This is a genomic window from Nocardia sp. 348MFTsu5.1 (assembly GCF_000383535.1).
In the GTDB taxonomy this organism is placed as follows: domain Bacteria; phylum Actinomycetota; class Actinomycetes; order Mycobacteriales; family Mycobacteriaceae; genus Williamsia; species Williamsia faeni.
The window spans coordinates 81,678-104,698 of the sequence record NZ_KB911519.1; the positions used below are offsets into that span (position 1 = coordinate 81,678).

Here is a 23,021-nt window from a genome sequence, read left to right on the forward strand (position 1 = left end):
CGGCATTCAGCACCAGACCGAAGTCAGCGCGCGGCGACGACCTGCGCGCCAGCGACGGTGTGATGCACGGTGTCGTGCCGCGCAATGGTCAACGCTCCGAACACAATTCCGAGCACAACCCCCACTGCGGTGTCCAGCACCCGATCCAGTGCGACGTCCGGCGTCAGGCCGGCACCAAGTGCGGTGAGCAACAACGCCATCGGAGTCACCGCCAGCGAGCACAGTCCGTAGTTGATGGTGACCAGTAGTTCCGCCGCGGTCTGCAGCAGCACGATGAGAACCACTGCACCCCAATAGCCCAGCGGAAGCGCGAGCAACCCCGCCGCGATCAACGCACCCGCGATGTTTCCGATGAGTCGTTGAACACCGCGATGGACACTGAGATGGAAGTTGAGTCCCTGCAGGGTGGCGATGGCACCCATGGCGGCCCACATCGGATGCGACAGCCCGGCGGCAGCCGCAACACCGGCCGCGACAGCGCACGCAACCGCGACGCGGAGCGCAGACATGACCAGGTCAGGCTCGGTGACGCGTCGCAGATCGGTCCACACCGACACCCGCGGTGCGTGACTGTCGCGGCCGGCACCACGGGCAGCAAGGAACATCCACGGCGCCAGCGAGGCGGCGACCCCGATGACCGAACCGATCACGGCAGCAACCGCGACCTCGACGACGTCGCCAACGGACGTCGCAAAACCCACCGCAGCCGCTGCGGCGAAGATCATGACCACCGGCCCCGGTCCGACGATGCGGCAGGCACCCAGCACCAGGACGGCAACGCCCGCCGCGATCGCCATGGCGACCACCTGAACCGGCATCGACACACCGGCCGCGCCGAGCACGGCTCCGAAAACGACAAACAGCACCAGCGTTCCGGAGGTCACGAGTAACCGTGGCATCCGGACGGGATACGGATCAGCCCGGCAGAATGCCGAGGTCAATGCGCCCAGCGCCGCGAACCCCGCGATGTCGCCACGCCCGATCAATCCTCCGACGACAAAGACCACCGCGATCGCAATGCCAACCCGAACGGGCACCCACACGGTGGCCTGGCCACGGTTCAGCGTCGTCGCGGCGTCGCGCCAGGTACCGGGCGTCAGCGAGTGAGCCAATGCGCACCGCCTGCGCAGGTAATGGTCGGAGAGGGTTCCACTGCTCGGCATGAAACTACTTTACAACTATTTTAGTAGTGAAGTAAATGTCGAACATGACCTACGATGGCTCCGTGAGCCCAGAGACCGACCCGATCGACGTCGTCGAACGCGTGAGCCGAGAATGGGCGCGCGCGTACCCGGACCTCGACACCGAACCCATCGAGGTGATCGCGCGCGTCAACCGCATCTCCGCGCTCCTCGCCCATCAGCTGGACAAGGACCTCGACGCCCACTCGATCGGCCGCTCGGAGTTCGACGTCCTCGGCGCGCTCGCGCGATCCGATCGACCACTGCGCGCCAGCGAGGTCGTGTCGACAACAATGCTCAGCGGTGCCTCGATCACCAAGCTCACCGAGCGTCTCAACGATCTGGGTCTGTTGCAGCGCAAGAAGTCCGAGAGGGATGGTCGGGTCGTCCTGCTCGAATTGACCGATGCCGGAAGGCAGCTCGTCGACACCCACTTTCCGCGGCGGCTCGCACGGGACGAAGCGCTGTTGCAGCCACTGACAGCCGAGGAACGTTCGATCCTGATCACCTTGCTACGCAAGATCTCCCGGTCGATCGACAATCACTAGTTCTCTCGCGTACACAGATTCACGGCCGCCCATCGGGTCAGCCCTTCGAGTATCGGCATGAGGGCCTCACCCGACGGCGTCAGCCGATACGACACCGATACCGGCGGACCCGATTCGACCGTGCGCTCGATCACGCCGGCTTCGGCCAGCTCGACCAGCCGCCCCGACAACATGGAGTCGCTGATTCCACCGATCGCGGTGCGTAGTTCCGCAAAACCCGCAGGTCCGTGCATCAGGCTTCCCAGCAGGACGCCATTCCATCGCTTGCCGAGAAGGGTGAACGCGTCCCGGAGTGCACCGTCACAGACACGCGGCTCGTGCGTGACGTCGATTTCCCGGGGCATCACGCCAGCATACCGTTTGCTACAGTGATCCGTAGTCGCTTTTATTTTAGTAGTAACTTGAGAAACCGGAGCACATCATGACCCATGCCGATACCGTCACCGCGCTCGACGCGCACTCGCGGGAGCTGCTCTTCAGTAACGCTCGCACAGCCAACACCTTCAGCTCGGAACCGGTCTCCGACGCCGTGCTCAAGGAAGTCTGGGAGCTCGCGAAGTGGCCACCCACCGCTGCCAACACCCAGCCGCTGCGCGTCCTCTACGTCCGCAGCGACGAAGCCAAGGAGCGCCTGCTCCCCCATGTCGCCGAGGGCAACGTCGCCAAGGTCCGCAGCGCACCGGTGACCGCCGTGCTGGCGATGGATTCGGCGTTCCACGAGCATATCCCGACCGTCTTGCCCTTCCGGCCCGAGATGAAAGAAGTACTGGAGGCCAACGAGGACATGCGTACCTCGATGGGCACTTTCGGCAGCACCCTGCAGGCCGGGTACTTCATCCTCGCTGTCCGCTCCGTCGGACTGACCGCCGGCCCGATGGCCGGATTCGATTCCGCCGGTGTTGATTCCGAGTTCTTCGGCGACGGCCGCTGGAAATCGACACTCCTGGTCAACATCGGTCATCCGGGCAAGGACCCCTGGTTCGACCGGCTTCCCCGCCTGCACGACGACGACGTGCTTCGCTTCGCCTGATCGACCGCGCGACAGCGGTCACAGCTGTTCGATGAGACGGTCCAGAAACGGGCGCTGGCCTTTGAGGAGTTTGTCCCGGGCCGCCTCGACGTCGAACCATTCCACCTTGTCGACTTCGGGATAGGACCGCGTATTGCCCGATCCGCGTGGCCATTCCATCTCGAAGGTGTTGCTGACGGAATCGGTGATGTCGAGGTCGGACTCAACGGCGAAGGCGGTCACCAGTTTTCCGCTCGGTTGCTTGATCTCTCCGAGTTCGACGACGTTCCCATCGGGGACCGCCAGCCCGACCTCCTCGGCGAACTCCCTCCGAGCGGCCGCGAGGGGTTCTTCGTCGTCGGCGTAGAGCCCCTTCGGTATCGACCAGGCACCCTCGTCCTTGCGTGCCCACAGCGGTCCGCCCGGATGTGCGATCAACACCTCGAGACCATCATTGCGACGAAACAAGAGCATCCCCGCACTACGCTTGGCCATTGCCCGCCTCAGTCCACAAACGAATCGGCCACGGTCAGCGCCGCATCCAGGATTTCCAGCCCCTCGGCCACCTCGTCGGCGGTGACGGTGCACGGCGGCACCATGTGGATCCGGTTGAAGTTGGCGAAAGGCAGCAGGCCACCCGATTTACACGCGGCGAGCACCTTGGTCATCGCCGGACTCGAACCACCATAGGGCGCAAGTGGCTCGAGGGTAGTGGGGTCTTTCACCAGCTCCACGGCCCAGAAAACACCGGTGCCACGGACCTCACCGACGCTGGGATGCTGCGCGGCGAGCTTCTCCAAACCCGGCCCGAGGACATCTGATCCGATGGTCGCGGCGTTGTCCACGATGCCTTCGTCGGTCATCGCGTTGATGGTGGCGACCGCGGCGGCCGTGGCCAGCGGATGCCCCGAATAGGTGAGTCCACCGGGGTACGGCCGATCGGCAAATGTCTCGGCGATCTCGTTGTTGATGGCGACACCACCCAGCGGGACGTATCCCGAGTTCACGCCTTTGGCGAACGTAATCAGATCGGGAACCACGTCGGCGTGGTTGATGGAGAACCACTTTCCGGTCCGGCCGAATCCGGCCATCACCTCGTCGGCGACCATCACGATCCCGAAGCGATCACACAGCTCGCGAACGCCCGCCAGGTAGCCAACCGGTGGCACCATGATGCCGGCGGTACCCGGAACCGGTTCCAGCACAATCGCTGCGATCGTCTGCGGTCCCTCCATCGAGATCACGGACTCGAGGTGTTCGAGCGCACGCTCACATTCCTGCCGCTCATCTTCTGCGTGAAATTGACTGCGGTACAGGAAGGGACCGAAGAAATGGACCACACCCGCCGACCCGTAGTCGTTGGGCCAGCGCCGGGGATCGCCCGTCATGTTGATCGCGGTATCGGTACCACCGTGATACGAGCGGTAGCGGGTGAGCACCTTGCGCCGGCCGGTATGCAGGCGCGCCATCCGCACGGCATGCTCCACTGCATCGGCACCGCCGTTGGTGAAGAACACCTTGTCGAGATCCCCCGGCGTCCGCTCGGCGATCAGGTGGGCCGCCTCCGACCGGGCATCGTTGACGTGCGCCGGTCCGATGGTGCAGAGCTTGTTCGCCTGCTCGGCGATCGCCGCGACCACCTTGGGGTGCTGATGACCGATGTTGGTGTTCACCATCTGCGACGAGAAGTCGATCAGGCGGTTCCCCTCACCGTCCCAGACGTAGGAGCCCGACGCCGCGAGGATGGTCATCGGTTTCACCTGGGCCTGCGCCGACCACGAGTGGAACACATGTGCCCGGTCCAGCTCGTAGGCTCTGCGCCCGGCTGCCTTGGCTGCTTCCAGTTCGTCCGCGTCGGCAAACGGAGTGTCGCCGCCGAACAGCGCATCAGACATCAGAGAGCACCTTCCACCATGCGACCGACGGTCTCGGTCAAAACGTCCACGCCGGCCGTGAGGTCGGCGTCATGGGTGTACTCATTCTCCGCGTGGGAGACACCGTCGACACTGGGAATGAACAACATCACCGTCGGAACCAGGTCCTTCATGTTCGTCGAATCGTGGCCGGCCCGGGTCCGCACCTGCATGTGGCTGTGACCGAGCGCATCGATCACGTTCTCGGCCAACGCAACTCCCTCGGGCTGGTAGGTGTGACCCTTCCAGGTGTGGGCGAAACGCCGCTCGATCTCCACATCGGCCGCGACCTCGATCTCCGCAAACGCCCGATTGAGTTTCACGTCGGCCTCGGCCAGGAGGTCATCGGAGGGCGAACGCAGATCCAGGTGCATGTGCACCTCACGGGCCACAACGACCGGAGAGTTCGGGTACACGGTCAGCTGACCACAGGAGGTGTGCAGATCCTCGCCGTATTCATCGGCCAGATCACGCAGGGCCACAACAGCTTTCGCGGCACCGAACAGCGCATCCTGCCGATCGGCGATGGCCGTGGCACCGGTGTGCGATTGCGCTCCGATGACCGAGATCTCGTACTTATTGGCGCCCCAGGTGGACGGCACCACACCCATGAGCACACCGGCCTTGTCGAGTTCACGACCCTGCTCGATGTGGATTTCGGCATACGACGCGACCTTCAACCCGCCTGCAGTGTGGTGCTCGCCGGTGGTGAAGACGTCCTTGTCCCCCAGCATGTCCAGGTCACCGAGCGCACTGGCCACCGAGATACCGGCGACGTCTGCGGTGTCGAGTGCGGCCTGCAGCTCGATCTTGCCGGTGAAGACGCCACTACCCTGCATCGACGGTTTGAAGCGTGATCCCTCTTCGTTGAACCAGTTCACCACTGCCAAGTTGTACACGGCCTCACCAGGATTGGCGATGTAGTACTGCCGGAGCCGGTCCATCGTGTGCGCTGCGGCCAGCACACCGTAGGCGCCGTCATAGCGACCGCCACGGGGCTGACTGTCCAGATGCGACCCGGCCAACACATAGGGCGCATCGGGCACCAGCTCATACAGACCGAACATGTTGCCGATCCGGTCGTACGCCACCGTGAAGCCACGCTCGATCAGCCAGCCGGCCAGCCATTGCCTGTTCTGGCCATCGGCTTCGGTGGCGGCCTGCCGCTCGACTCCGCCTGCCGCCGTCGCACCGAATGTCGACATGGTCGTGAAATCGTCCATGAACGCGCGGTCGGTGGCCGGGTCGGTGGATACCCGAACTGCGTTGCCGGGCACCGATCCTGAAGAACTCATCGAAGGATCCTTTCGTCTGGGGAAATTACGAGCGGGCGGCGAGAGTCGGCGCCATCGCCGGAATGATCTTCTCTCCGTACGCCTCCAGGGTCTGATCCTTGCCGTCGTGCTGCAGGTAGATCGAGAACTGATCGACGCCGAGGTCGCGCAGCTCCCCGAGCCGGGCGATGTGTTGCTCCGCTGTTCCCAGCAGGCAGAAGCGATCGACGATGTCGTCGGGCACAAAACTCGTATGCGAGTTGCCCACCCGGCCGTGCTCGTTGTAGTCGTAGCTCTGCCGGTTCTTGATGTAGTCGGTCAACGCGGCGGGTACCTCGGAACCGTCGCCACCGTACTTGGCCACCAGTTCCGCAACGTGGTTACCCACCATCCCGCCGAACCAGCGGCACTGATCACGTTGGTGCGCAAGATCATCGCCGACGTACGCCGGCGCCGCGACCACGATCTTCACCTCGTCGGGGTCTCGTCCGGCGGCCTCCGCAGCGGCCTTCACCCGCTTCACCGTCCACTCGACGATCGCCGGATCGGCCAGTTGCAGAATGAATCCGTCGGCCACCTCCCCGATCAGGTCCAGCGCTTTGGGCCCATATCCCGCCCCGTAGACATCCAGCCGGGAACGTGCCGCCCACGGGAACCGGATGTCCGTGTCTTTGATGGTCGCGGTTCGGCCATTGCCCAATTCTTTGATGACAGAGATGCTCTCGCGCAAAGTTGCCAGGGTGGACGGCTTGCCCGAGATCACCCGGACCGCCGAGTCACCGCGGCCGATGCCACAGATGGTCCGGTTTCCGAACATCGAGTTCAGCGTGGCGAACGTCGACGCGGTGACCGTGGCGTCGCGGGTGATCGGGTTCGTCACCATCGGCCCGACGATCACGTTGCGCGTCGCGGCCAGGATCTGGCTGTAGATCACGTTGGGTTCTTGCCACAGCACGTGGGAGTCGAAGGTCCAGACATACGAGAAGCCCCGGTTCTCGGCCGCAACCGCGAGTTCGACGACCCGTGACGCCGGCGGATTACATTGCATGACAACACCAAAGTCCATGTCCCGCTCCTGTCGGTTGTTGATGACTCAGATCAGGTTCTGCGACAGCTCGCGTCGCACAAACCGTCCGTCGGACTTCTTTCCGAGATACTCCCCGGCATCGACGATCACCGATCCGCGCGACAACACCGTCTGCACGGCCCCGTCGATCTCATAGCCTTCCCAGGCCGAGTAGTCCATGTTCATGTGGTGGGTCTTGCCCAAGCCGATGCTGGTGTGCCCGGCCGGATCGTAGATGACGACGTCGGCGTCGGCACCCGGCGAGATGACACCCTTGCGCGGGTACATGCCAAACATCCGGGCCGGGGTGGTGCAGCAAACCTCGACCCACTTCTCGAGACTGATCCGGCCGTCCACAACACCCTGGTACATCAGGTCCATCCGGTGCTCGACGCCACCGATTCCATTGGGGATCTTGGAGAAATCGTTGATGCCCATCTCTTTCTGATCGACCATGCAGAACGGGCAGTGGTCGGTTGCGACCCCGGCGACGTCGCCGGTCCGGATGAACTTCCACAGCTCGTCCTGATGGCCCTCGGCACGCGAACGCAGTGGGGTCGAACACACCCACTTGGCACCCTCGAAACCCGGCGCCCCGAGCTGTTCTTCCAGCGAGAGGTACAGGTATTGCGGGCAGGTCTCCCCGAACACGTTGGCCCCGCGACCGCGAGCGGCGGCGATCTGTTCGAGTGCCTGGCGGGCCGACACGTGCACCACGTAGAGCGGCGCCCCGGTGACATCGGCCAGCATGATGGCCCGGTGTGTGGCTTCTTCTTCGAGCTGCCACGGCCGTGACACGCCGTGGTAGTACGGCGAGGTCTCACCGCGTTTGAGGTGCTGCGACACCAATTCGTCGATGGCGATGCCGTTTTCGGCGTGCATCATCATCAGCGCACCGGTGTCGGCGGCACGTTGCATGGCCCGCAGGATCTGAGCGTCGTTGGAGTAATAGACCCCGGGATAGGCCATGAACAGTTTGAAGCTGGTGACACCTTCGTTGATCAATTCGCCCATCGCGGAGATGGATTGATCGTTCACGTCACCAATGATCTGGTGGAATCCGTAGTCGATGGCGCTCTGCCCGCCGGCCTTCTGGTGCCACTGCGCGAGGGTGTCCTGCAGGTATTCACCCGGTGTCTGGATCGCGAAGTCGACGATCGTGGTGGTTCCGCCGAATGCCGCAGCGCGCGTACCGGTTTCGAATGTGTCCGAGGCCGTGGTCCCACCGAACGGCATCTGCATGTGCGTGTGCGTGTCGACACCGCCGGGGATCACGTACTTTCCGGTGGCATCGATCACGGTGTCGACGGTGGCGGCGAGATCGGTCCCGAACGTCGTGGCGCCCGGTTCGAGCAGGGCGACGATCTTTTCACCGTCGATCAGCACATCGATGAGCTGGCGGCCGGTGGCCGAGACCACCGTGCCTCCACGGATGAGGGTTGTTTCCATCAGATTCCCCGCTTTCCGGCAGTTCTGCGTCTGCAAAGCCTACCTGCGTTGGACTGGTTGGGCCGTACATAGGATGGCAAACATGGGATGTTAGGTTCTTTCTATGTCCACGCAGATCGAGCGTCCACGCCGCACCAGCGAGATGGTGGTCGAACGGATGCAGGAACTCATCCGAACCGGCGACTGGCCGGTGGGTTCACGTATCCCTGCCGAACCGCAACTGGTGGAGCAATTGGGGGTCGGTCGCAACACCATCCGCGAAGCCGTACGCGCCCTGGAGCACGCCGGATTCCTCGAACCCCGGCGCGGCGACGGCACGTACGTCCGTAGCCGCAACCTTCTCGCGGCCGCGATCGGCCGATGTGTGTCGAGCACCGAAGTCCTCGAACTGCTCCAGGTGCGCCGGGCCCTCGAACGTGAGGCCGCCGGATCGGCGGCCCGGAATCGGACCGATGATCAGGTGCAGACGCTGCGCGACCTCCTCGTCGCGATGCGGTCGGCCTTCGACGACAACGACTTGCAGCGCTACATCGACGCAGACATCGCTTTCCACACGACTCTGGTTGCCGCCGCGGGGAATTCGTTGCTATCAGAGCTGTACGCCGGGGTGGCCGAGGTGATGGGCCGCACGCACGCGACGCTGATCGCCGCCGACGTCGATGCCCATCCTCACCCGACCGGACACGCCGAGGTTGTCGAGGCGATCAGCAAGGGTGACTCGGCCGCCGCCCTTGCCGCCGTCGACCACTATCTCAACAAATCGGTCGAAGCCCTGTCATGACGCACCCTTCCGCGACCACCTCGAACCCATCATCCGACGCCGGCTCACTCGGACGCACATCCGCTATCTTCGCTGCCCTCGGGATCATGGTGATCGCAGCGAATCTGCGACCGGCGGTGGTCGCCGTCGGACCACTGATCGACGACATCAAGGCATCCGAGGGCTTCAGTAGCGCCGCGGCCGGGTTGCTCACCACCTTGCCGGTGCTGTTCTTCGGACTCGTCGCACCGATTGCACCTCGAATTGCAGCGCGCTTCGGGATCGAACGCACGGTGTTCGGCGCGATGGCCCTCCTGTGTATCGCCATCGTGGTGCGCATGATCCCCAACCTGTTTGCGCTGTTCGTGGGCTCCGCGCTGGCGGGCGTGGCGATCGGTATCTGCAATGTGGTCCTGCCCGCGCTGATCAAGCGCGACTTCTCGCATCGATCCGGCCTGATGACCGGCCTCTACTCGATGACGTTGTCCGGTGGCGCGGCGCTCGCGGCCGGCCTGACGGTCCCGATCTACGCCGCCGCGGGCGACAACTGGCGAGTCGCCCTGGGGAGCTGGGCACTTCTCGCGGCTCTCGGGCTGATCTTATGGATACCGCAGTTGTCGAGGATCCACCGGATCAGCACGACACCTCTGCCGGCATCGTTGTGGCGCAACAAGATCGCCTGGGCGATCACGGTTTTCATGGCATCGCAATCACTCATCTTCTACACCTTCAGCGCCTGGCTGCCCGAGTACCTGATGGACCGGGGGACGTCGAAGGCCGCTGCCGGTGGAGTGCTGGCATTGGCTCAGACCGTCGCACTCCTGATGTCGTTGGTGGCACCGATTGTCGCGGCCCGCTTCCGGGACCAGCGAGTGGTCACGCTCGCCTTCTGCGCCGTCTGCGCCATCGGTTTCGTCGGCCTCGTGGCCACCGACGTGCTCACCGTTCTGTGGGTCCTGCTGATCGCCTGCGGACCGGGCGCCGGCATCAGTTTGGTGCTGCTGTTCATGGTTCTCCGGAGCTCGAGTACCGCACAGACAAGCCAGGTCTCGGGAATGGCCCAGTCGATCGGCTATTGCCTTGCCGCCATCGGCCCCCTCGCCATCGGCGCACTGCACGACATCACCGGTTCCTGGACTCTGGCGATGGGCGTTCTGTCGCTGGCCTTGATCCCCCTCACCGGATCCGCACTTGTCGCCGCCAAAGATTCGAAGATGACCTGACACGCCCCTGAGGTCTGTCGAATAGCAGGGCACCGAGGGAAGATAGCCCTCGGCGGGTCTGTATTTGACAGAGTTGAGGGTCGATTAGGAGGTGGACTCCAACTTGTCGGCCGAATCACCATGCGCCACCGGGATACGTGCGGATATTGGGCAGGTCGCGCGCCTTCAGTGCACCCGGCGACAGCGCCCGGACCGGCCGCGCTGGATGCCGACAACCGAATGCGTTCAGTAGCGGATCATCCATCAGCGAACGCGCAAAGATGTCGATCAACCATTTCGGCGCCTTGTCATTCGGCGGGAATGTGGTCATCAAGTCCAGGGTCGAGTCGGCGACCTTGCGGGCACCCGCGTTGTAGGCGAAGTGCGTGGCCTCGTATTCGTCCAGGAAACGGGCAAACTCGGTGTAGTTGGCGGGAATGCCCTTGATTCCCATCAGTGTTCCGAGTTGTCGGTAGTAGTTGGTCGCGCCGACCACCTCGTTGTGCGTGAGCTGTGCGTAGGTACGGAACAAGGCAAAACTCAGGGCCTGATTGATGTCCCAGGGAAACTCGACCGTGGCCAGGAGCCGGTTGATCTCCACGAAATCCCGTTCGGGTCGAGTTCACCGGTCTTCGTCCGAAGTGCAAATCTCTTCGTGTCATCTTCCGTGGCTCGCGGCACATCACACCCTACCGGCCGAGCGGGTGCTCGGTCTTTAATCGATCATCATTCGACGAGCCTCCTGGTCAGCTCGGCGATCTGGCGCGAGAATGCGACGAGGGTGACGATGTCGACGCTGACGTCGGCAGTCTTGATCGCGCCGACCTGCTGGGCCACGGCATCGTCGACGGGCCACCCGTAGGCACCGCTAGATATCAGCGGGAACGCGATCGACGACGCGCCCAACGACCGCGCCAGCAGGAGGCTGCGCTGGTAGCAGCTGCGCAATTGTGCCGACCGGTCCTCGTGTCGGGAATAGCGCGGCCCCACGGTGTGGATCACCCACTGAGCAGGCAGGTTCCCGGCAGTGGTTGCCACCGCCGCACCCACGTCGAGACCGTCGGGAAGCGTGCTCGCCCGCAGGACGCGGCATTCGGCGAGAATCTCCGGCCCGCCGGCGCGGTGGATCGCGCCATCCACACCCCCGCCGCCGAGCAGCGACGAGTTCGCAGCATTGACGATGACATCCGCGCGGACCTTTGTGATGTCACCCTGGGTGACGTCGATGATGGTCATGGTGTGGCCTCCTATGGGTTGATGTTGACGATCTTGTCGGTGAGCGCGCGCAGATCCGCGGCCGTTGCCCCCGGGTACCCGTGGAGGAGGTCGACCCAATCAGCGGGAATCGAGGAGATGCCACGAGTCGCGCCGACGAGTCCACCGGCGATCGCCGCAGTGGTGTCGGTGTCATTGCCGGCCCGAACACAGAGTTCGAGCGTCTGCGGCAGGTCTGCGCCGGCCGTGGTGATCGCCCACCAGGCCGTCTGCACTGCGTGCACCACCCACCCGTTGTTGGGAAAGTCTGCGGGCGAACCGGTTTCGGCGATATCCAGCAGCGGCGACCAGTAGTCGATGGTGGATGCCGGAGCCGTGTCCAAGAACAGGCGCACGCCGTCGAGCGAGCCGGTCAGCACTGCGTGGCGGATCCCGACAGACCACATCTGACAGGCCTCCCGGGCACGTACGTCGAAATGGGTGAGATCACTGATCGATCCCGCGGCGTCGATGCAGCCCTCGAGGTCGTCGAGGAATGCCAGAGCCACCGGAGCAGTGCGCATCAACGACCCGTTTCCGCCGGTGCGCCCGGTCAGCCTCGCCGCAGCGTCCGCCATCTGCGCGGCGCCGACCGTCCCGGCCGAGAGGACCGTACGCGTCTGATTGCCGATGTCCGGGGGATTCGACCGGTACCAGCGCATGAATCCGGCCGCGATGGCATCGAGGTCTGCGCGTCCGCGCGTCAGACCCTCTGCCACACACAGGGCCATGGACGTGTCGTCGGTCCACTCCCCCAGCGCCCAGTTGAAGGTCCCACCGCCCTTCATGAAGATCGGCATATCCGCTGTGGGATAAGTGAATTCGTATCCTGCGCCCAGCGCATCGCCGGCCGCGGTCCCCACCAGGACACCCGCGGCGCGATCCCGCTGCGTCTCGGTCAACCCTCGTTCGATCGGTGTCATCACACCCTCGCAATCAGTTAGATCAATATTGATCTAAAGGTTAGCGCATGAATGCGCTAATGTGCAAGGCATGGTGTGGAAAGATTCCTCGGGCAAAGCACTGGACGACTACATCCGACCTTCGATCGCGGTCGATGTGGCAGTCCTGACCGTGCGGGGCGACCAGCTCTGCGTGGTCGCCGTCGACTCTGACCGCGGACCATCACTCCCCGGCACCTTCCTCCACCCGGGCGAGACACTCCGGGACGCGGCCGCGAGGGCGTTGGAAACCAAGGCCGGGATCACCGACCTCGCGTTCCACCAGCTCGGGATGTACGACGATCCGACCCGCGACGATCGTGGCTGGGTCCTGTCCATGGCGCACAGCGCGGCAATCGCGAACGATCGATTGCCACCGGCGACCCGATTGGTCCCGATCACCGGCGGCGTGGCCGACGAACCACTGGCCTTCGACCACAACGACATGGTTGTACAAGCAGTTCACGTTCTGCGCCAACGGTATTCACCGATACCCGACCCCGACAACCTGCTACCCGACCAGTTCACCTTGCTGGAGCTCCGCCGGCTTTACGAGGCGATCTTCTCGGATGCATTTCCCAAAGACACCTTCCGCCGCCGGTTCATCGGCGAACTCGAAGGCACCGGAGAACGGTCTTCGTCAGATACCGGGCGGCCGGCGGAATTGTTCCGGCGTCGGCGAAATCCCCTCGATCGACGATGACAATGCCCTGGTCAAGCCAAGTGCGAGCACACAGTCTCCGAAATCGGGATAATAGGACAGATGGTGTACGTCTCAGCAATCGTCGGCTTTGTGCTGATGTTTGCCATGACCGCACTGGCCTTCGTCGGCACCGAGTGGGTCAAGTCGATCAACTGGTCCGAGAAGTTCCGGGAGGCATCGCGCCCCCGCGGCGTCGCCGGACCCCAGAATCTACCTCTACCCGAACCCGACGACGACGCCCCACCGCGTCGGAGGCCGGAACCCGACATCGGGCTGACCGGCTTGGCGAAGACCACCAACACGCCGTATTGGATCAATCATCTGGGCGGCCCCCGGCCCGGTGATGCCACCTCCATACGTTTCGCGTTCATCGCGGTCGACACCTGGCGGGGCGGCTCGACCCGGATCGACCTCACCGACCTGTTGGATCGCGACGCGAGCAAGACCGATGACTGGGCCGTCCGCAGCGACGAGGAGCACTATCCGCGCTTGCTCCGCCGGCAGCTGCGCCGATCACAGCTGTCCCCAGACGACCAGAAGACGATTGACGCGATGCGCGCACATCCCATCGGAAAGCTTGCGTACTTTGCGTGTTCGACGGCAACCGCGATCGAACTGAGTGCCTCGTGGCGCCACGACATCTTCGACGACAAGATGATTCGAGTCGATCTCGACGCCGAGGTCGCCGAGATCAGCCGCAGCTGCGCACGGCTCCGAGATTCCGTCGACAAGCTCGGCCCCCTTCCTGACGGCGATCTCGGCGATGATCCCGACATCGTCGCGATCCACCTCGGCCGGGCCCAGGTGCACGACGAACGGCTCGGCCTGCTGGTCCAGCGGCTCCAGGCCTTCGCACGCTACCGCGCCGGCATCGAGCAGGTGGACCGCCAACTCGCCAAACTGGAATGGGTCAACCAGATCGGCACCGAAGACGATTCCGACGAGTATGTTGTTGCAGCCGAAGACGAATTGGGATCAGAGCGCCTCAATCAGGCGGCCGAGGAATTCGACGCAGTCGCCGGTGCGATCATCGACAGCATGCTCACCGACGCGAAGAAGCTATCGCGCATTGTGCGTTATTCATAGCCGATCTCGCAATCCGGTCTACTCGCCCTGTGGATTAGAACGGCGGCGGATCATTCCTTTCCTGTTCTTCGCGGATCCTGCGGTTCCGTAGTCGTTCTTGTTGGCGGCGTGCATGTTTGGCAGCGGTACGCGATTTCTGTCGGGAGTCCGGTGCTGTGGGTGGTGGCCGGCCGGGTGAGCCGCGCTGGTTGTCGAAGACGATCAGCCGAAGTGTCGGGAACAGATCATCACCCGTCCAGGCCGGACCGTCGTAGCTGCGGCCTTCCGGCGTGGTGAAGATCAGCCGCGGGCGTCCAGTCCGCGGGTCCGGGTATTGGTCGTCGAGCCAGTCGCTGTAGGTCTTCAACAAATGGTGAAACCTGCAGAGTGTCTTCATCTCTGACGGATGCGTGCACCCACCCGCATCCGGATTGTGGTGGTTGTACTCGCGGGTGTGATCGAGATCAGCGCCCCATGCCTTCTTGTCACAGCCGGGCCACATGCAATAGCAATCCCTGATCCGGATATAACTGTCGAGGACCACCGACGGCCGATACTCGTCACCTGGCTGGGTGGCAGGCAGTGGAACGATCTGCGCGAACGGCGCATCCACCGCATCGCCCGTATCCGAAAACTCACCGAGAGTTGGGTTTTCCGGCGACCGCATGTACACCGTGGGCTTGCCAGGTTTCGTTTCCGGCTGTGGCTGCTCAGGTTCCGGCTGCGGTTCCTCAGATTCCGGCTGTGCGGGTTCGGGTTCAGCAGGCTCAGGCTGTGCTGGTGCGGGTTGAGCAGTCCTGTTGCCCATTGGCCGCACCACTGTTTCGGTGCGGTCAGCGATGTCGCGGACATGGGCGGCGGAGATAACACCATGACCGTCCAGAAACCCAGGATTGTCGGCCGTCCCGTCGAGCGTGGCTTGGTCACTGATGACGTGCAGAACAATCTTGACGTCGACCCCGGAGATCACCTGATCCGCTGGGACCGTGACGATCTCGGCCGTGCAGGGATGTTTCGGGTCGTCCGGGCACTGGCAACCGAACTCGCAGCCCATCACCGTCGCAAACAACGCGTCGGCCATCCGATCAGCTTTGCGCCGCGGATCAGCCTTGCACGTCGACGTGGCCAGCTTTTCCAGCCGTGCCATGATCATCGTCATCTCTTCAGCGGTGGACTGTGCCTCCAGGACGGCCATGCCGTGATCGGCGTGCGAGCCCCACACCCCACGCCGGTTCTTCGCATCCTCGCGGGCCTGCCGCACCAGGTCGGGATCGCGGCGAAAGATGATCGCGTCGACCATGTCCCGCATCCGGTTCTTCGACCACGACCCCCGCCGACCCAACGCGTCGGCAATCGCCTGATCAATCTCAGTCCGATATTCCGAAGCGTCGATAAGCTCGGTCCGCGACACAATGTCCGGAATATGCTCGGCGGCCACCCGCCCCGCCTTCAAACGTGCATTCACCTCAGGCAAACGATCCCGCAACGCCAACGCCCGATTGATCTGCAACTCAGCGGTGTGCTGCGTGATCTCCTGCGAGGCAGACAATCTCGCCGCACACTGCGCAAACGGATCAATTGCCCGCATCTCCGCTTCGGTCCCCGCGGACGGTTCCACCAACAAGGCATGCAACTTCGCCGCATTGGCGTAACGCTGCCATTCCAGCTGACCCTGCTGCGCCCGCGCGAGCTCGGTGCCGCGCAGCAGTTCATTCGCACGCAGATCTTCAGGACTCATTTCTGCGTCCCCATCCGCATCTTCGATCTCCCCCTCGAACATACATGTGAGTCTATGGGAGGGGTACGACATTGATTTTCTGTTGCGGCGACCCGGCTATCTATGTGTGACTACTCCCCGAAAATCACCGCGACAACGTCCCTGGACACTACCGCGCGCTCTGGTCGTTCCGATGGTCGGAGAAGGCCACCATCGGCATACGAACCATCATCTCGAATCGTCCTTCGTCGGTGCCGTCGTAAGAGTTGCCCATCGACCGCAGGAGCCGACGTGACGTCTTGGGGTGTAAGTTCTCATACTCGTTGAACCGCAGAGCTGCTTCATCCTGCGGGAGCATTCGTTGAGCAGGCCGCCACTGACGGCTTCCCACCTGCACTGTGATCGCCGGCGAATCCGCGATGTTCAGGTACCAATCGGCGCGGGGACCGGTTCCCGAGCAGACGATGTACTCGCGAGTGGTTCGGTCGTGGGCGACCACCTCGACCGGGGTTTGGTGTATCTGACCAGACACGCGACCCCGATGACTGAGAAGCAGGATCCGTTCTCCCATGAGGAATCCGAGGTGAGCTCGCGAGAGGTAGATCGGCAGCCGGAGCACTCGTTTCCATACCCCGGTCGGCTTGCTCCGAAAGTTCCAGTTCTTGATGCTCACGTTCCGCACTCACTCACGCCGCAGGAAGTCCGTCACCAGCTTGTTGAACTCCGGGGTCCGATCGCGATGGATACTGTGGCCGGCGTCGATCTGACCGAAATGGCCGTCGGGCAACGCTTCGGCGAGGCTCACCAGGTGTCGGGGCGGCAAGAAGCTGCGCTGACCACCTGAGACCACCAAGGTCGGAAATGTCAGCTGCGACAACGACTCCCACCACGCCGTATCGACCGCATCGAATTGCCGGGCCACGATGTCCGGCATCCGGTGATCAAAACGCAGCACCGGACTCGGATAGCGCACCGTCGACCACAACCCACGCATGCGGTCGGCGATACCGCTGAAGGGCACGATGTGTTCGTCGACATCGGACTGATCACGGGGCATCGGCGGGATCTCCTCCAGTACGAGCTTGCCGATGCGGGACGGGTTGAGGGCCGCGAGCCGAATCGCGGTCTGACCGCCCAGCGAATGCCCGATCACGTCCACCTGGTCGACGCCGAGGCCGTCGAGGACAAAACTCAGATCGTCGCGGAAGTCATTCAGCAGATACGACTTCGATCGCGAACTCCGACCATGGCCACGCTGGTCGTACGAGATGACCGTGCGCCCATCGGCACGAAGTTCCCCCGCCAACGCGCGCCACGTCTGGTGATCACCGCCCATCCCATGGACCAGCAACACCGGCTTGCCGGTCAGCGGACCCGAGGTACGAACGGCCAGCCGGACCGCCCCGGATCCGTCTATTCGGGTCAAAGTGTTCACCGCTGACAGGGTAGTCACCCCGCCACCATACAAACGGTTCTACTTCGGTGCGTCCACGCCCAGACGACGCTGTTCGATGATCAGGCAGCGATCCTCGACGTAGAGCAGCCCGGCGTCTTCGGCGATCTTGCGCGCCTCGGCCGACACGATGCCGAGCTGCAGCCACAACGCTGTCGCGCCGGCTGCGACCGCCTGGCGGGCGATCTCCGGGGTGTCCGGTGATGGGCGGAAGACGTCGACCAGACCCACCTGCTCGGGGATGTCGGCCAGAACGCGATACACCTTCTCACCGAACAGCTCATCGGCCTTCGGATTGACCGGGATGATGCGCCACCCGTGATGCTGCATGTGCAGCGGAACTCGATGGGCGGCCTTCTCCGGGGCCGTACTGGCACCAACAACCGTGATGGTCTCGTAGGTGGAGAGAATCTGTTCAACCACGTCGTCTGTATCAGGCATACCTACGATCGTAGAGGCCCCTGACAGTCGGCACCGGTGGTGTTCAATCGAAGGTATGGCACAACGAGTGGTCCTCATCCGGGCAGTGAACGTCGGCGGCGCCAAGCTCCCGATGGCCGAGCTCCGCGAGCTCGCCGCCGACCTGGGTGCCACCAACATCTCGACCTATATCGCCTCCGGGAACCTGCTGTGTACCCCGGCCGACGACCCGGCCACCTTCGATCGCGCTCTCGAAAAAGCGATCACCGACCGCTATGGCTACGTCCGTGAAGTCATCAGCAGATCAGTCGACGATCTCGCCGCCGCGCTGGCCGAGCATCCGTTCGACGTCGTCGAACCCAAGTACTCCTACGTCTACTGCCTGACCGCGGTCCCCGCATCAACAGCGGTCACGGCATTCCACAAACGCGACTTCGGTGGCGACGAGTTCAAGGTCATCGGCGACAACCTCCACATTCGCTACGAAGCCGGCGCCGGAGTCTCCAAGCTCACCGCGCCGGTCATCGCCAAGGGCCTCGGTGTTCAGGGCACGGGCCGCAATCTCCGCACCGTCGAGAAGCTGATCGAACTCGCCCGGCAGTAGCAATTCACGCTACAGCTACTCAAGAGACCGCAACTCGGGTCGACGGCTGCCGAACCAGGCCGGCGGGCTTGTATACCGACAGCACGGTGGCCGCGACCAGCGCGACCGACGACACGATCGGCGGCATCAGCAGCGAAATCATGTCGAATTGATCTCGCAGTTGATCCGCCGACCGGTTCGGGTCCGGCGTGGCCATCGACAACGCATTGGGAATTAGCAAAACTGCTACCAACACCAGCAACACCGTGCCGATGATCAGCTTGCTGGTCACCCACCAGTGCCTGAACAGACCCCACTTCGTTCCGAGCCCGAGCACCACACCGCTGATCATCATCCCGACAACCAGCGCCGGTACCACCGGCGGGATGATGATCACTATCGCCGAGATGCACGCCGCCACGAGTCGTCCGTCAGCGGTGGTCAAAGCAACCGCATCGAGAGCCAGAAATGCGAGATTCACGCCGATCCAGGCGACAGCGACCACGATGTGGATCGTCAGGACCGCCTGGCGCGAACGCTTTCCGAGCTGAAAGTTGTTGGAAACCATGGAATTCCTAACCTGCGGTGACGTCTTGGCGGGACATCACAAACGCGATCACACCTCCGCACACCACAGCGTAGAGCGCGAGGGTGGTCAGCGTGACACCCAGCGACAGGGCATCGGGAGCATCCGGTTGCACCAGCGACCGCATGACCAGGCCGGGGAACCATCGCTGCGCCCAGTCGCGGCCCTCCCCGAGAACATTTTCGATGGGACCAAACCACAGGAGACAAATGCCGAGCGCGATCGGTGTCGACTTCACCAGGATCGCCACGGTGGTGCCGATCAGCGCGTACATCGAAACGAACACCAGCAATCGCCCGTAATCGGCCAAGCCGCTTCCGATCGCGTCGGCGCCGAACCACCCGTCGGTGCCGACATCGACCGTCGGTGCCACCACAACAGCCGTCACGGCTCCGACAATCAGTGCCACTGCCATCAGCACCGCGGCCAGGCTCACCCGCGCCGTGAGTTTCCCGGCGATGAGCGACAACCGACTCGGTTGCCGGGTCAGCGCCGCCCGCAATGTGCCCCGGCTGATCTCATTTCCCATCGCGGCCGCAAATGACGCGACGACGAGGACGGTGGCGAAGCTCATCGACGAGATGATCGCGGCGGTGGCACCGCCGGATCCGCCGAGGGCTTCGAGGGGCACTCGTGGGCCATTACCGCCTCGACCGGCGGGCTCCGCAGCTTCGAGCAGCAACCAGGTGGCCACCACACTGAACACCACTGTGGTGATACCCATGCCGGCCCACAGGCGTCGGCGGTTCAGCAAGATCCATTCGGACCGAAAAGAGTTCACAAGATTCATCGGATTGCCTTTCAGATGTGTCACAGAATCGCCGATGTCAGAGCGCGGACGAGTTGATCAAGCCCAGATAGCGGGCCTCGAGATCGGCACGGCGATGGTGCAATTCGGCCAGGACAATCCCGGCCGTGTGAGCGCGGCGGTTCAAGTCTGCGGCCAGACGACGGGCCTCAACCGCATCGGTGAGCGTGATCGTCACGTGGCCACCTGAGCGATCGGTCTCCAGGCCCGTCGCCCGGGCGATGACTTCGAGATCATCGAGGTCTGATTCCGACTCCGAGGCGAGGACCAGCGAATCAGCGGTCGCACCAAGCGATTCGGGGGTTCCGACATGGACCAGTCCGCCGTGATCGAGCACCACCAGCCAGTCACAGACCTGTTCGAGTTCAGCGAGCAGGTGCGACGAGACGATGACGGTACGTCCCTGCTCCGAGATGCGGCCGATGAGATCGCGGACCTCCTGCATTCCCTGCGGGTCGAGTCCGTTGGTCGGTTCGTCGAGAATCACCAGCTCGGGGTCGCCGAGCAGGGCCGCAGCAATCCCGAGCCGCTGCTTCATCCCGAGCGAATAGCTGCCGAAGCGATCACCACCGCGGTCGCCGAGACCAACGAGGTCGAGTAATCCGTCGATGTCGTCGCCGTTGTGCCCGGACAGCGCCGCGAGCGACCTCAGGTTGTCGCGACCGGAAACCGCCGGGTGAAATGCCGGTGACTCGATGAGGGCGCCGACCTTCGGAAGATAGTGCCCACGTTGCCGAATCGGTGCACCGAGAATGGTCGCATCGCCACTGCTGGGCTTGACGAGGCCGAGCAGAATCGCCATGACCGTCGTCTTTCCGGCTCCGTTCGGTCCGATCAGGCCGGTGACCGAGCCCGTTGGCACCGTGAAGGACACGGTGTCGACGGCAGTGCGCTTTCGATATCTCTTGGTGATGCCGTCAACTGAAACCGCCACGGGCGAAACCGCCACGCGCGCAGTTCGGTTCGGCAACTCATGTGTCGACGTTCGATCTGGGGTGAATGTGTTCGATTTCATGTACACAACGATGCCGCTGCGAAGGCCTCGCGTCGTCAGCCTGATGTGGACATCGGGACTACGTCGAATGTGTGGACCGGCGCATCAGATGCGAACCAATCCGTGCCGGTAGGCGAAGACAACCATTTGCGCCCGGTCGCGCGCCTGTAGCTTCGACATCGCGCGGCTCACATGGGTCCGGACCGTCGCATTGCTGACCACCCATCGGGCCGCGATCTCATCATTGGACAGTCCGGCCGCCACCAGGCGCACCACCTCGAGTTCGCGCGTGGTGAGCAAGTCGACGATCGAATCCGGCGCGATCGGCGCCTGCGTCTCGGCGGGCTCCTGCGCGAATTTGGTGATCAGGCGCCGCGTCACGCCCGGCGACAACAGCGCCTGACCGGCGGCGATGACACGGACAGCCTGAATCAGTTCGGCCGGCTGGGTGTGTTTGACCAAGAACCCGCTGGCACCGGCACGCAGGGCCTCGAACACATACTCGTCGAGTTCAAAAGTGGTCAGGATCAGCACCTTCACCGCAGCCAGGTCGTCGCGGGCCGTGATCAGACGGGTCGCTTCGAGACCATCACAGCCAGGCATCCGGATGTCCATGATGATGACGTCCGGCCGCCGGTCGATGCATACCGCGACCGCCTCGTTTCCGTCGGAGGCCTCCCCGACCACCTCGATGTCGTCCTCGGCGTCGAGCAACGCACGAAAGCCGGTCCGTACCAGGAGCTGATCATCCGCCAGTGCGACCCGAATCATGTTTCGAGGGTAGCCAGCGGCCGATCTCCGCGACCGCTTCCGCGCCGATCTCCACACCTGACGTACACAGGTCCCGCCCAGAAATATCTGAAGCAGGTCGATCTCAACAGTGAACCGACGCGCGGCGGCATCGATCAACTCTACGATCGGCCAGGTGAACGTCAGATGGTCGAACAGATTCCGCGCACTGGAGGTGCATTGGTCCGACCTCGCGCTGGTGTTGGTGGTGATCATCCTGGTCATCGCCGGCAGCATCTCGGGGCACACCGATTCGGCCGACCAACCCATCGACGGCCTCGCTATCGCACTCGGTGTCATCGGCGCCCTGTCCCTGGCGGTGTCCCGCCGGTTTCCGCAGGTGATGATCGGTGTCGCCGCAACCGTGATCTTTGCCTACCTTGCTCGCGGATACCCTGGTGGCCCAGCACTTTTGGTCGGCCCACTGTCCATGGCACTGGCCGGCTACCGGGCCTCGCGCACGGTGGCGCTGGTGGGCGCCACCGTCATGTCGGCCGCGGTGATCATCGGGCAATGGATCGGCGAAGGACATCTCGGGACGATCGCAATTGCCGGTCCGGCATGGGCTTTCACGCTGGCATTGGCGGGCATCCTGCTCTCCGCACGGACCGAACGGGCAGCGGCGCAGCGTGAACGCGACGAGATGCGCCGCCGGCAGGCGATGACCGATGAACGCCTGAACATCGCGCGCGACCTACACGATTCGGTCGCCCACGCCTTGGCCACCATCAACGTGCAGGCGGGGGTGGCGGCCCACCTCCTCGACCGGCAACCGCATCAGGCAAAGGCCGCGCTCGAGGCCATCCGTCAGGCCAGCAGCGAAGTTCTCGACGAGCTCGGAACCATGCTCGAGACCTTGCGGGACCACGATCAAGGCGCGCCCCGATCACCGACGGCAACGCTCGGCCAGGTCCCCGGCCTCATCGAGCGCGCCCGCGCGGACGGCCTGACGGTGAACTATCGCCCCGAAGGCGACGTCGATGCGGTGTCATCGACGATGAGCACGGCGGCTTTCCGGGTGATCCAGGAATCCCTCAACAATGTGCGCCGCCACGCCGGTACCTCACCCGTGGTCGAGATCTCGGTGGTCGCCGATCCACCACATAGCCTCGCGGTGAGTGTCTCCGACGACGGTGGTCGCCCGGATGGGACGAAAGCTGTTGCACCGGAACCCGGTACCGGACTCGGCATCATCGGCATGACCGAACGGGTCGAATCGAGCCGAGGGACAATCGAAGTGGGCCCGAAATCCTCCGGCGACGGCTACCGCGTAATTGCCCGGTGGGGCCAGGGCACCCCAGCCTGA

The 23,021-nt window shown here is 63.7% G+C and carries 26 protein-coding genes; 8 read left to right on the plus strand and 18 right to left on the minus strand.

Annotated features, from left to right (window positions below):
• Window positions 1–23: 23 nt before the first annotated feature.
• Window positions 24–1,163 carry an FUSC family protein gene (locus H290_RS0119735; protein WP_051122132.1) on the minus strand — a complete coding sequence of 380 codons (1,140 nt, stop codon included), beginning with the start codon at window positions 1,161–1,163 and terminating at the stop codon, window positions 24–26.
• 44 nt (window positions 1,164–1,207) lie between these two features.
• Between H290_RS0119735 and H290_RS0119740 the strand changes: the two genes are divergently transcribed.
• Entirely contained in the window at window positions 1,208–1,729 is a 522-nt protein-coding gene (locus tag H290_RS0119740) for a MarR family winged helix-turn-helix transcriptional regulator (protein ID WP_020108559.1), read from the plus strand.
• On the opposite strand, the gene H290_RS0119745 is transcribed toward H290_RS0119740, so the two are convergent.
• The gene (locus H290_RS0119745; RefSeq protein ID WP_020108560.1) at window positions 1,726–2,073 is read right to left on the minus strand and encodes a helix-turn-helix domain-containing protein; all 348 of its coding nucleotides are present in this window, start codon (window positions 2,071–2,073) and stop codon (window positions 1,726–1,728) included. The genes H290_RS0119740 and H290_RS0119745 overlap by 4 nt on opposite strands.
• A 77-nt stretch (window positions 2,074–2,150) precedes the next feature.
• Here H290_RS0119745 and H290_RS0119750 point away from each other — a divergent pair, with 77 nt between their 5' ends.
• Window positions 2,151–2,759: a malonic semialdehyde reductase gene (locus H290_RS0119750; RefSeq protein ID WP_020108561.1), complete on the plus strand. Its 609-nt coding sequence runs from the start codon at window positions 2,151–2,153 to the stop codon at window positions 2,757–2,759.
• Between the two features lie 18 nt (window positions 2,760–2,777).
• Here H290_RS0119750 and H290_RS0119755 read toward each other — a convergent pair whose 3' ends face one another.
• From H290_RS0119755 to hydA, 5 genes are read right to left on the minus strand one after another with little or no spacing between them, the layout of a single operon-like run.
• Entirely contained in the window at window positions 2,778–3,233 is a 456-nt protein-coding gene (locus H290_RS0119755) for an NUDIX domain-containing protein (protein ID WP_020108562.1), read from the minus strand.
• Window positions 3,234–3,241: 8 nt separating this feature from the next.
• The gene (locus H290_RS0119760) at window positions 3,242–4,633 is read right to left on the minus strand and encodes an aspartate aminotransferase family protein (protein WP_020108563.1); all 1,392 of its coding nucleotides are present in this window, start codon (window positions 4,631–4,633) and stop codon (window positions 3,242–3,244) included.
• Entirely contained in the window at window positions 4,633–5,946 is a 1,314-nt protein-coding gene (locus tag H290_RS0119765; RefSeq protein ID WP_036519652.1) for a M20 family metallo-hydrolase, read from the minus strand. Before H290_RS0119765 ends, H290_RS0119760 begins: the two co-directional genes overlap by 1 nt.
• A 25-nt stretch (window positions 5,947–5,971) precedes the next feature.
• A complete protein-coding gene (locus H290_RS0119770; protein ID WP_020108565.1) occupies window positions 5,972–6,991 on the minus strand; it encodes a TIGR03842 family LLM class F420-dependent oxidoreductase in 1,020 nt (339 codons plus the stop codon).
• 27 nt (window positions 6,992–7,018) lie between these two features.
• Window positions 7,019–8,440, minus strand: a complete 1,422-nt coding sequence (gene hydA, locus H290_RS0119775; RefSeq protein WP_020108566.1) for a dihydropyrimidinase — start codon at window positions 8,438–8,440, stop codon at window positions 7,019–7,021.
• 103 nt (window positions 8,441–8,543) lie between these two features.
• Here hydA and H290_RS0119780 point away from each other — a divergent pair, with 103 nt between their 5' ends.
• Together H290_RS0119780 and H290_RS0119785 are read left to right on the plus strand one after the other, a co-directional pair.
• A complete protein-coding gene (locus H290_RS0119780; RefSeq protein WP_028463424.1) occupies window positions 8,544–9,221 on the plus strand; it encodes a FadR/GntR family transcriptional regulator in 678 nt (225 codons plus the stop codon).
• A complete protein-coding gene (locus H290_RS0119785) occupies window positions 9,218–10,423 on the plus strand; it encodes an MFS transporter (protein ID WP_020108568.1) in 1,206 nt (401 codons plus the stop codon). Before H290_RS0119780 ends, H290_RS0119785 begins: the two co-directional genes overlap by 4 nt.
• A gap of 115 nt (window positions 10,424–10,538) precedes the next feature.
• On the opposite strand, the gene H290_RS29295 is transcribed toward H290_RS0119785, so the two are convergent.
• The 3 genes from H290_RS29295 to H290_RS0119800 all read right to left on the minus strand — a co-directional run bounded on the left by H290_RS29295 (window position 10,539) and on the right by H290_RS0119800 (window position 12,579).
• Window positions 10,539–11,003, minus strand: a complete 465-nt coding sequence (locus H290_RS29295) for an oxygenase MpaB family protein (RefSeq protein ID WP_020108569.1) — start codon at window positions 11,001–11,003, stop codon at window positions 10,539–10,541.
• A 125-nt stretch (window positions 11,004–11,128) separates the two neighbouring features.
• Window positions 11,129–11,638 carry an O-acetyl-ADP-ribose deacetylase gene (locus H290_RS0119795; protein ID WP_020108570.1) on the minus strand — a complete coding sequence of 170 codons (510 nt, stop codon included), beginning with the start codon at window positions 11,636–11,638 and terminating at the stop codon, window positions 11,129–11,131.
• 11 nt (window positions 11,639–11,649) lie between these two features.
• On the minus strand, window positions 11,650–12,579 hold the full coding sequence (locus tag H290_RS0119800) for an ADP-ribosylglycohydrolase family protein (RefSeq protein WP_020108571.1): 930 nt from the start codon (window positions 12,577–12,579) through the stop codon (window positions 11,650–11,652).
• Window positions 12,580–12,649: 70 nt separating this feature from the next.
• On the opposite strand from H290_RS0119800, the gene H290_RS0119805 reads away from it, so the two are divergent.
• The gene (locus tag H290_RS0119805) at window positions 12,650–13,300 is read left to right on the plus strand and encodes an NUDIX domain-containing protein (protein WP_036519690.1); all 651 of its coding nucleotides are present in this window, start codon (window positions 12,650–12,652) and stop codon (window positions 13,298–13,300) included.
• Window positions 13,301–13,360: 60 nt separating this feature from the next.
• A complete protein-coding gene (locus H290_RS0119810) occupies window positions 13,361–14,386 on the plus strand; it encodes a hypothetical protein (protein WP_020108573.1) in 1,026 nt (341 codons plus the stop codon).
• Between the two features lie 34 nt (window positions 14,387–14,420).
• Here the strand turns inward: H290_RS0119810 and H290_RS29300 are convergent, their stop codons facing one another.
• The 4 genes from H290_RS29300 to H290_RS0119830 form a co-directional block, all read right to left on the minus strand.
• Window positions 14,421–16,145, minus strand: coding sequence for an HNH endonuclease signature motif containing protein (locus H290_RS29300; RefSeq protein WP_020108574.1), 1,725 nt, complete (start codon window positions 16,143–16,145; stop codon window positions 14,421–14,423).
• Between the two features lie 106 nt (window positions 16,146–16,251).
• Window positions 16,252–16,755 (minus strand): nitroreductase family deazaflavin-dependent oxidoreductase, encoded by a 504-nt coding sequence (locus H290_RS0119820; RefSeq protein WP_028463426.1) that lies wholly within the window; start codon window positions 16,753–16,755, stop codon window positions 16,252–16,254.
• A gap of 9 nt (window positions 16,756–16,764) precedes the next feature.
• Window positions 16,765–17,517 carry an alpha/beta fold hydrolase gene (locus tag H290_RS0119825; RefSeq protein ID WP_020108576.1) on the minus strand — a complete coding sequence of 251 codons (753 nt, stop codon included), beginning with the start codon at window positions 17,515–17,517 and terminating at the stop codon, window positions 16,765–16,767.
• A gap of 39 nt (window positions 17,518–17,556) precedes the next feature.
• Complete coding sequence (locus tag H290_RS0119830; RefSeq protein ID WP_020108577.1) at window positions 17,557–17,976, minus strand: CoA-binding protein; 420 nt, start codon at window positions 17,974–17,976, stop codon at window positions 17,557–17,559.
• 55 nt (window positions 17,977–18,031) lie between these two features.
• On the opposite strand from H290_RS0119830, the gene H290_RS0119835 reads away from it, so the two are divergent.
• Window positions 18,032–18,559: a DUF1697 domain-containing protein gene (locus H290_RS0119835; RefSeq protein WP_020108578.1), complete on the plus strand. Its 528-nt coding sequence runs from the start codon at window positions 18,032–18,034 to the stop codon at window positions 18,557–18,559.
• 19 nt (window positions 18,560–18,578) lie between these two features.
• On the opposite strand, the gene H290_RS0119840 is transcribed toward H290_RS0119835, so the two are convergent.
• The 4 genes from H290_RS0119840 to H290_RS0119855 form a co-directional block, all read right to left on the minus strand.
• Window positions 18,579–19,106 carry a hypothetical protein gene (locus H290_RS0119840; protein WP_020108579.1) on the minus strand — a complete coding sequence of 176 codons (528 nt, stop codon included), beginning with the start codon at window positions 19,104–19,106 and terminating at the stop codon, window positions 18,579–18,581.
• A 7-nt stretch (window positions 19,107–19,113) separates the two neighbouring features.
• Window positions 19,114–19,914, minus strand: coding sequence for an ABC transporter permease subunit (locus tag H290_RS0119845; RefSeq protein ID WP_155976947.1), 801 nt, complete (start codon window positions 19,912–19,914; stop codon window positions 19,114–19,116).
• A gap of 37 nt (window positions 19,915–19,951) precedes the next feature.
• A complete protein-coding gene (locus tag H290_RS0119850) occupies window positions 19,952–20,866 on the minus strand; it encodes an ABC transporter ATP-binding protein (RefSeq protein WP_231373773.1) in 915 nt (304 codons plus the stop codon).
• Between the two features lie 165 nt (window positions 20,867–21,031).
• Window positions 21,032–21,697, minus strand: coding sequence for a response regulator transcription factor (locus H290_RS0119855; protein WP_028463427.1), 666 nt, complete (start codon window positions 21,695–21,697; stop codon window positions 21,032–21,034).
• Between the two features lie 154 nt (window positions 21,698–21,851).
• Here H290_RS0119855 and H290_RS29305 point away from each other — a divergent pair, with 154 nt between their 5' ends.
• Complete coding sequence (locus H290_RS29305; protein ID WP_155976948.1) at window positions 21,852–23,021, plus strand: sensor histidine kinase; 1,170 nt, start codon at window positions 21,852–21,854, stop codon at window positions 23,019–23,021.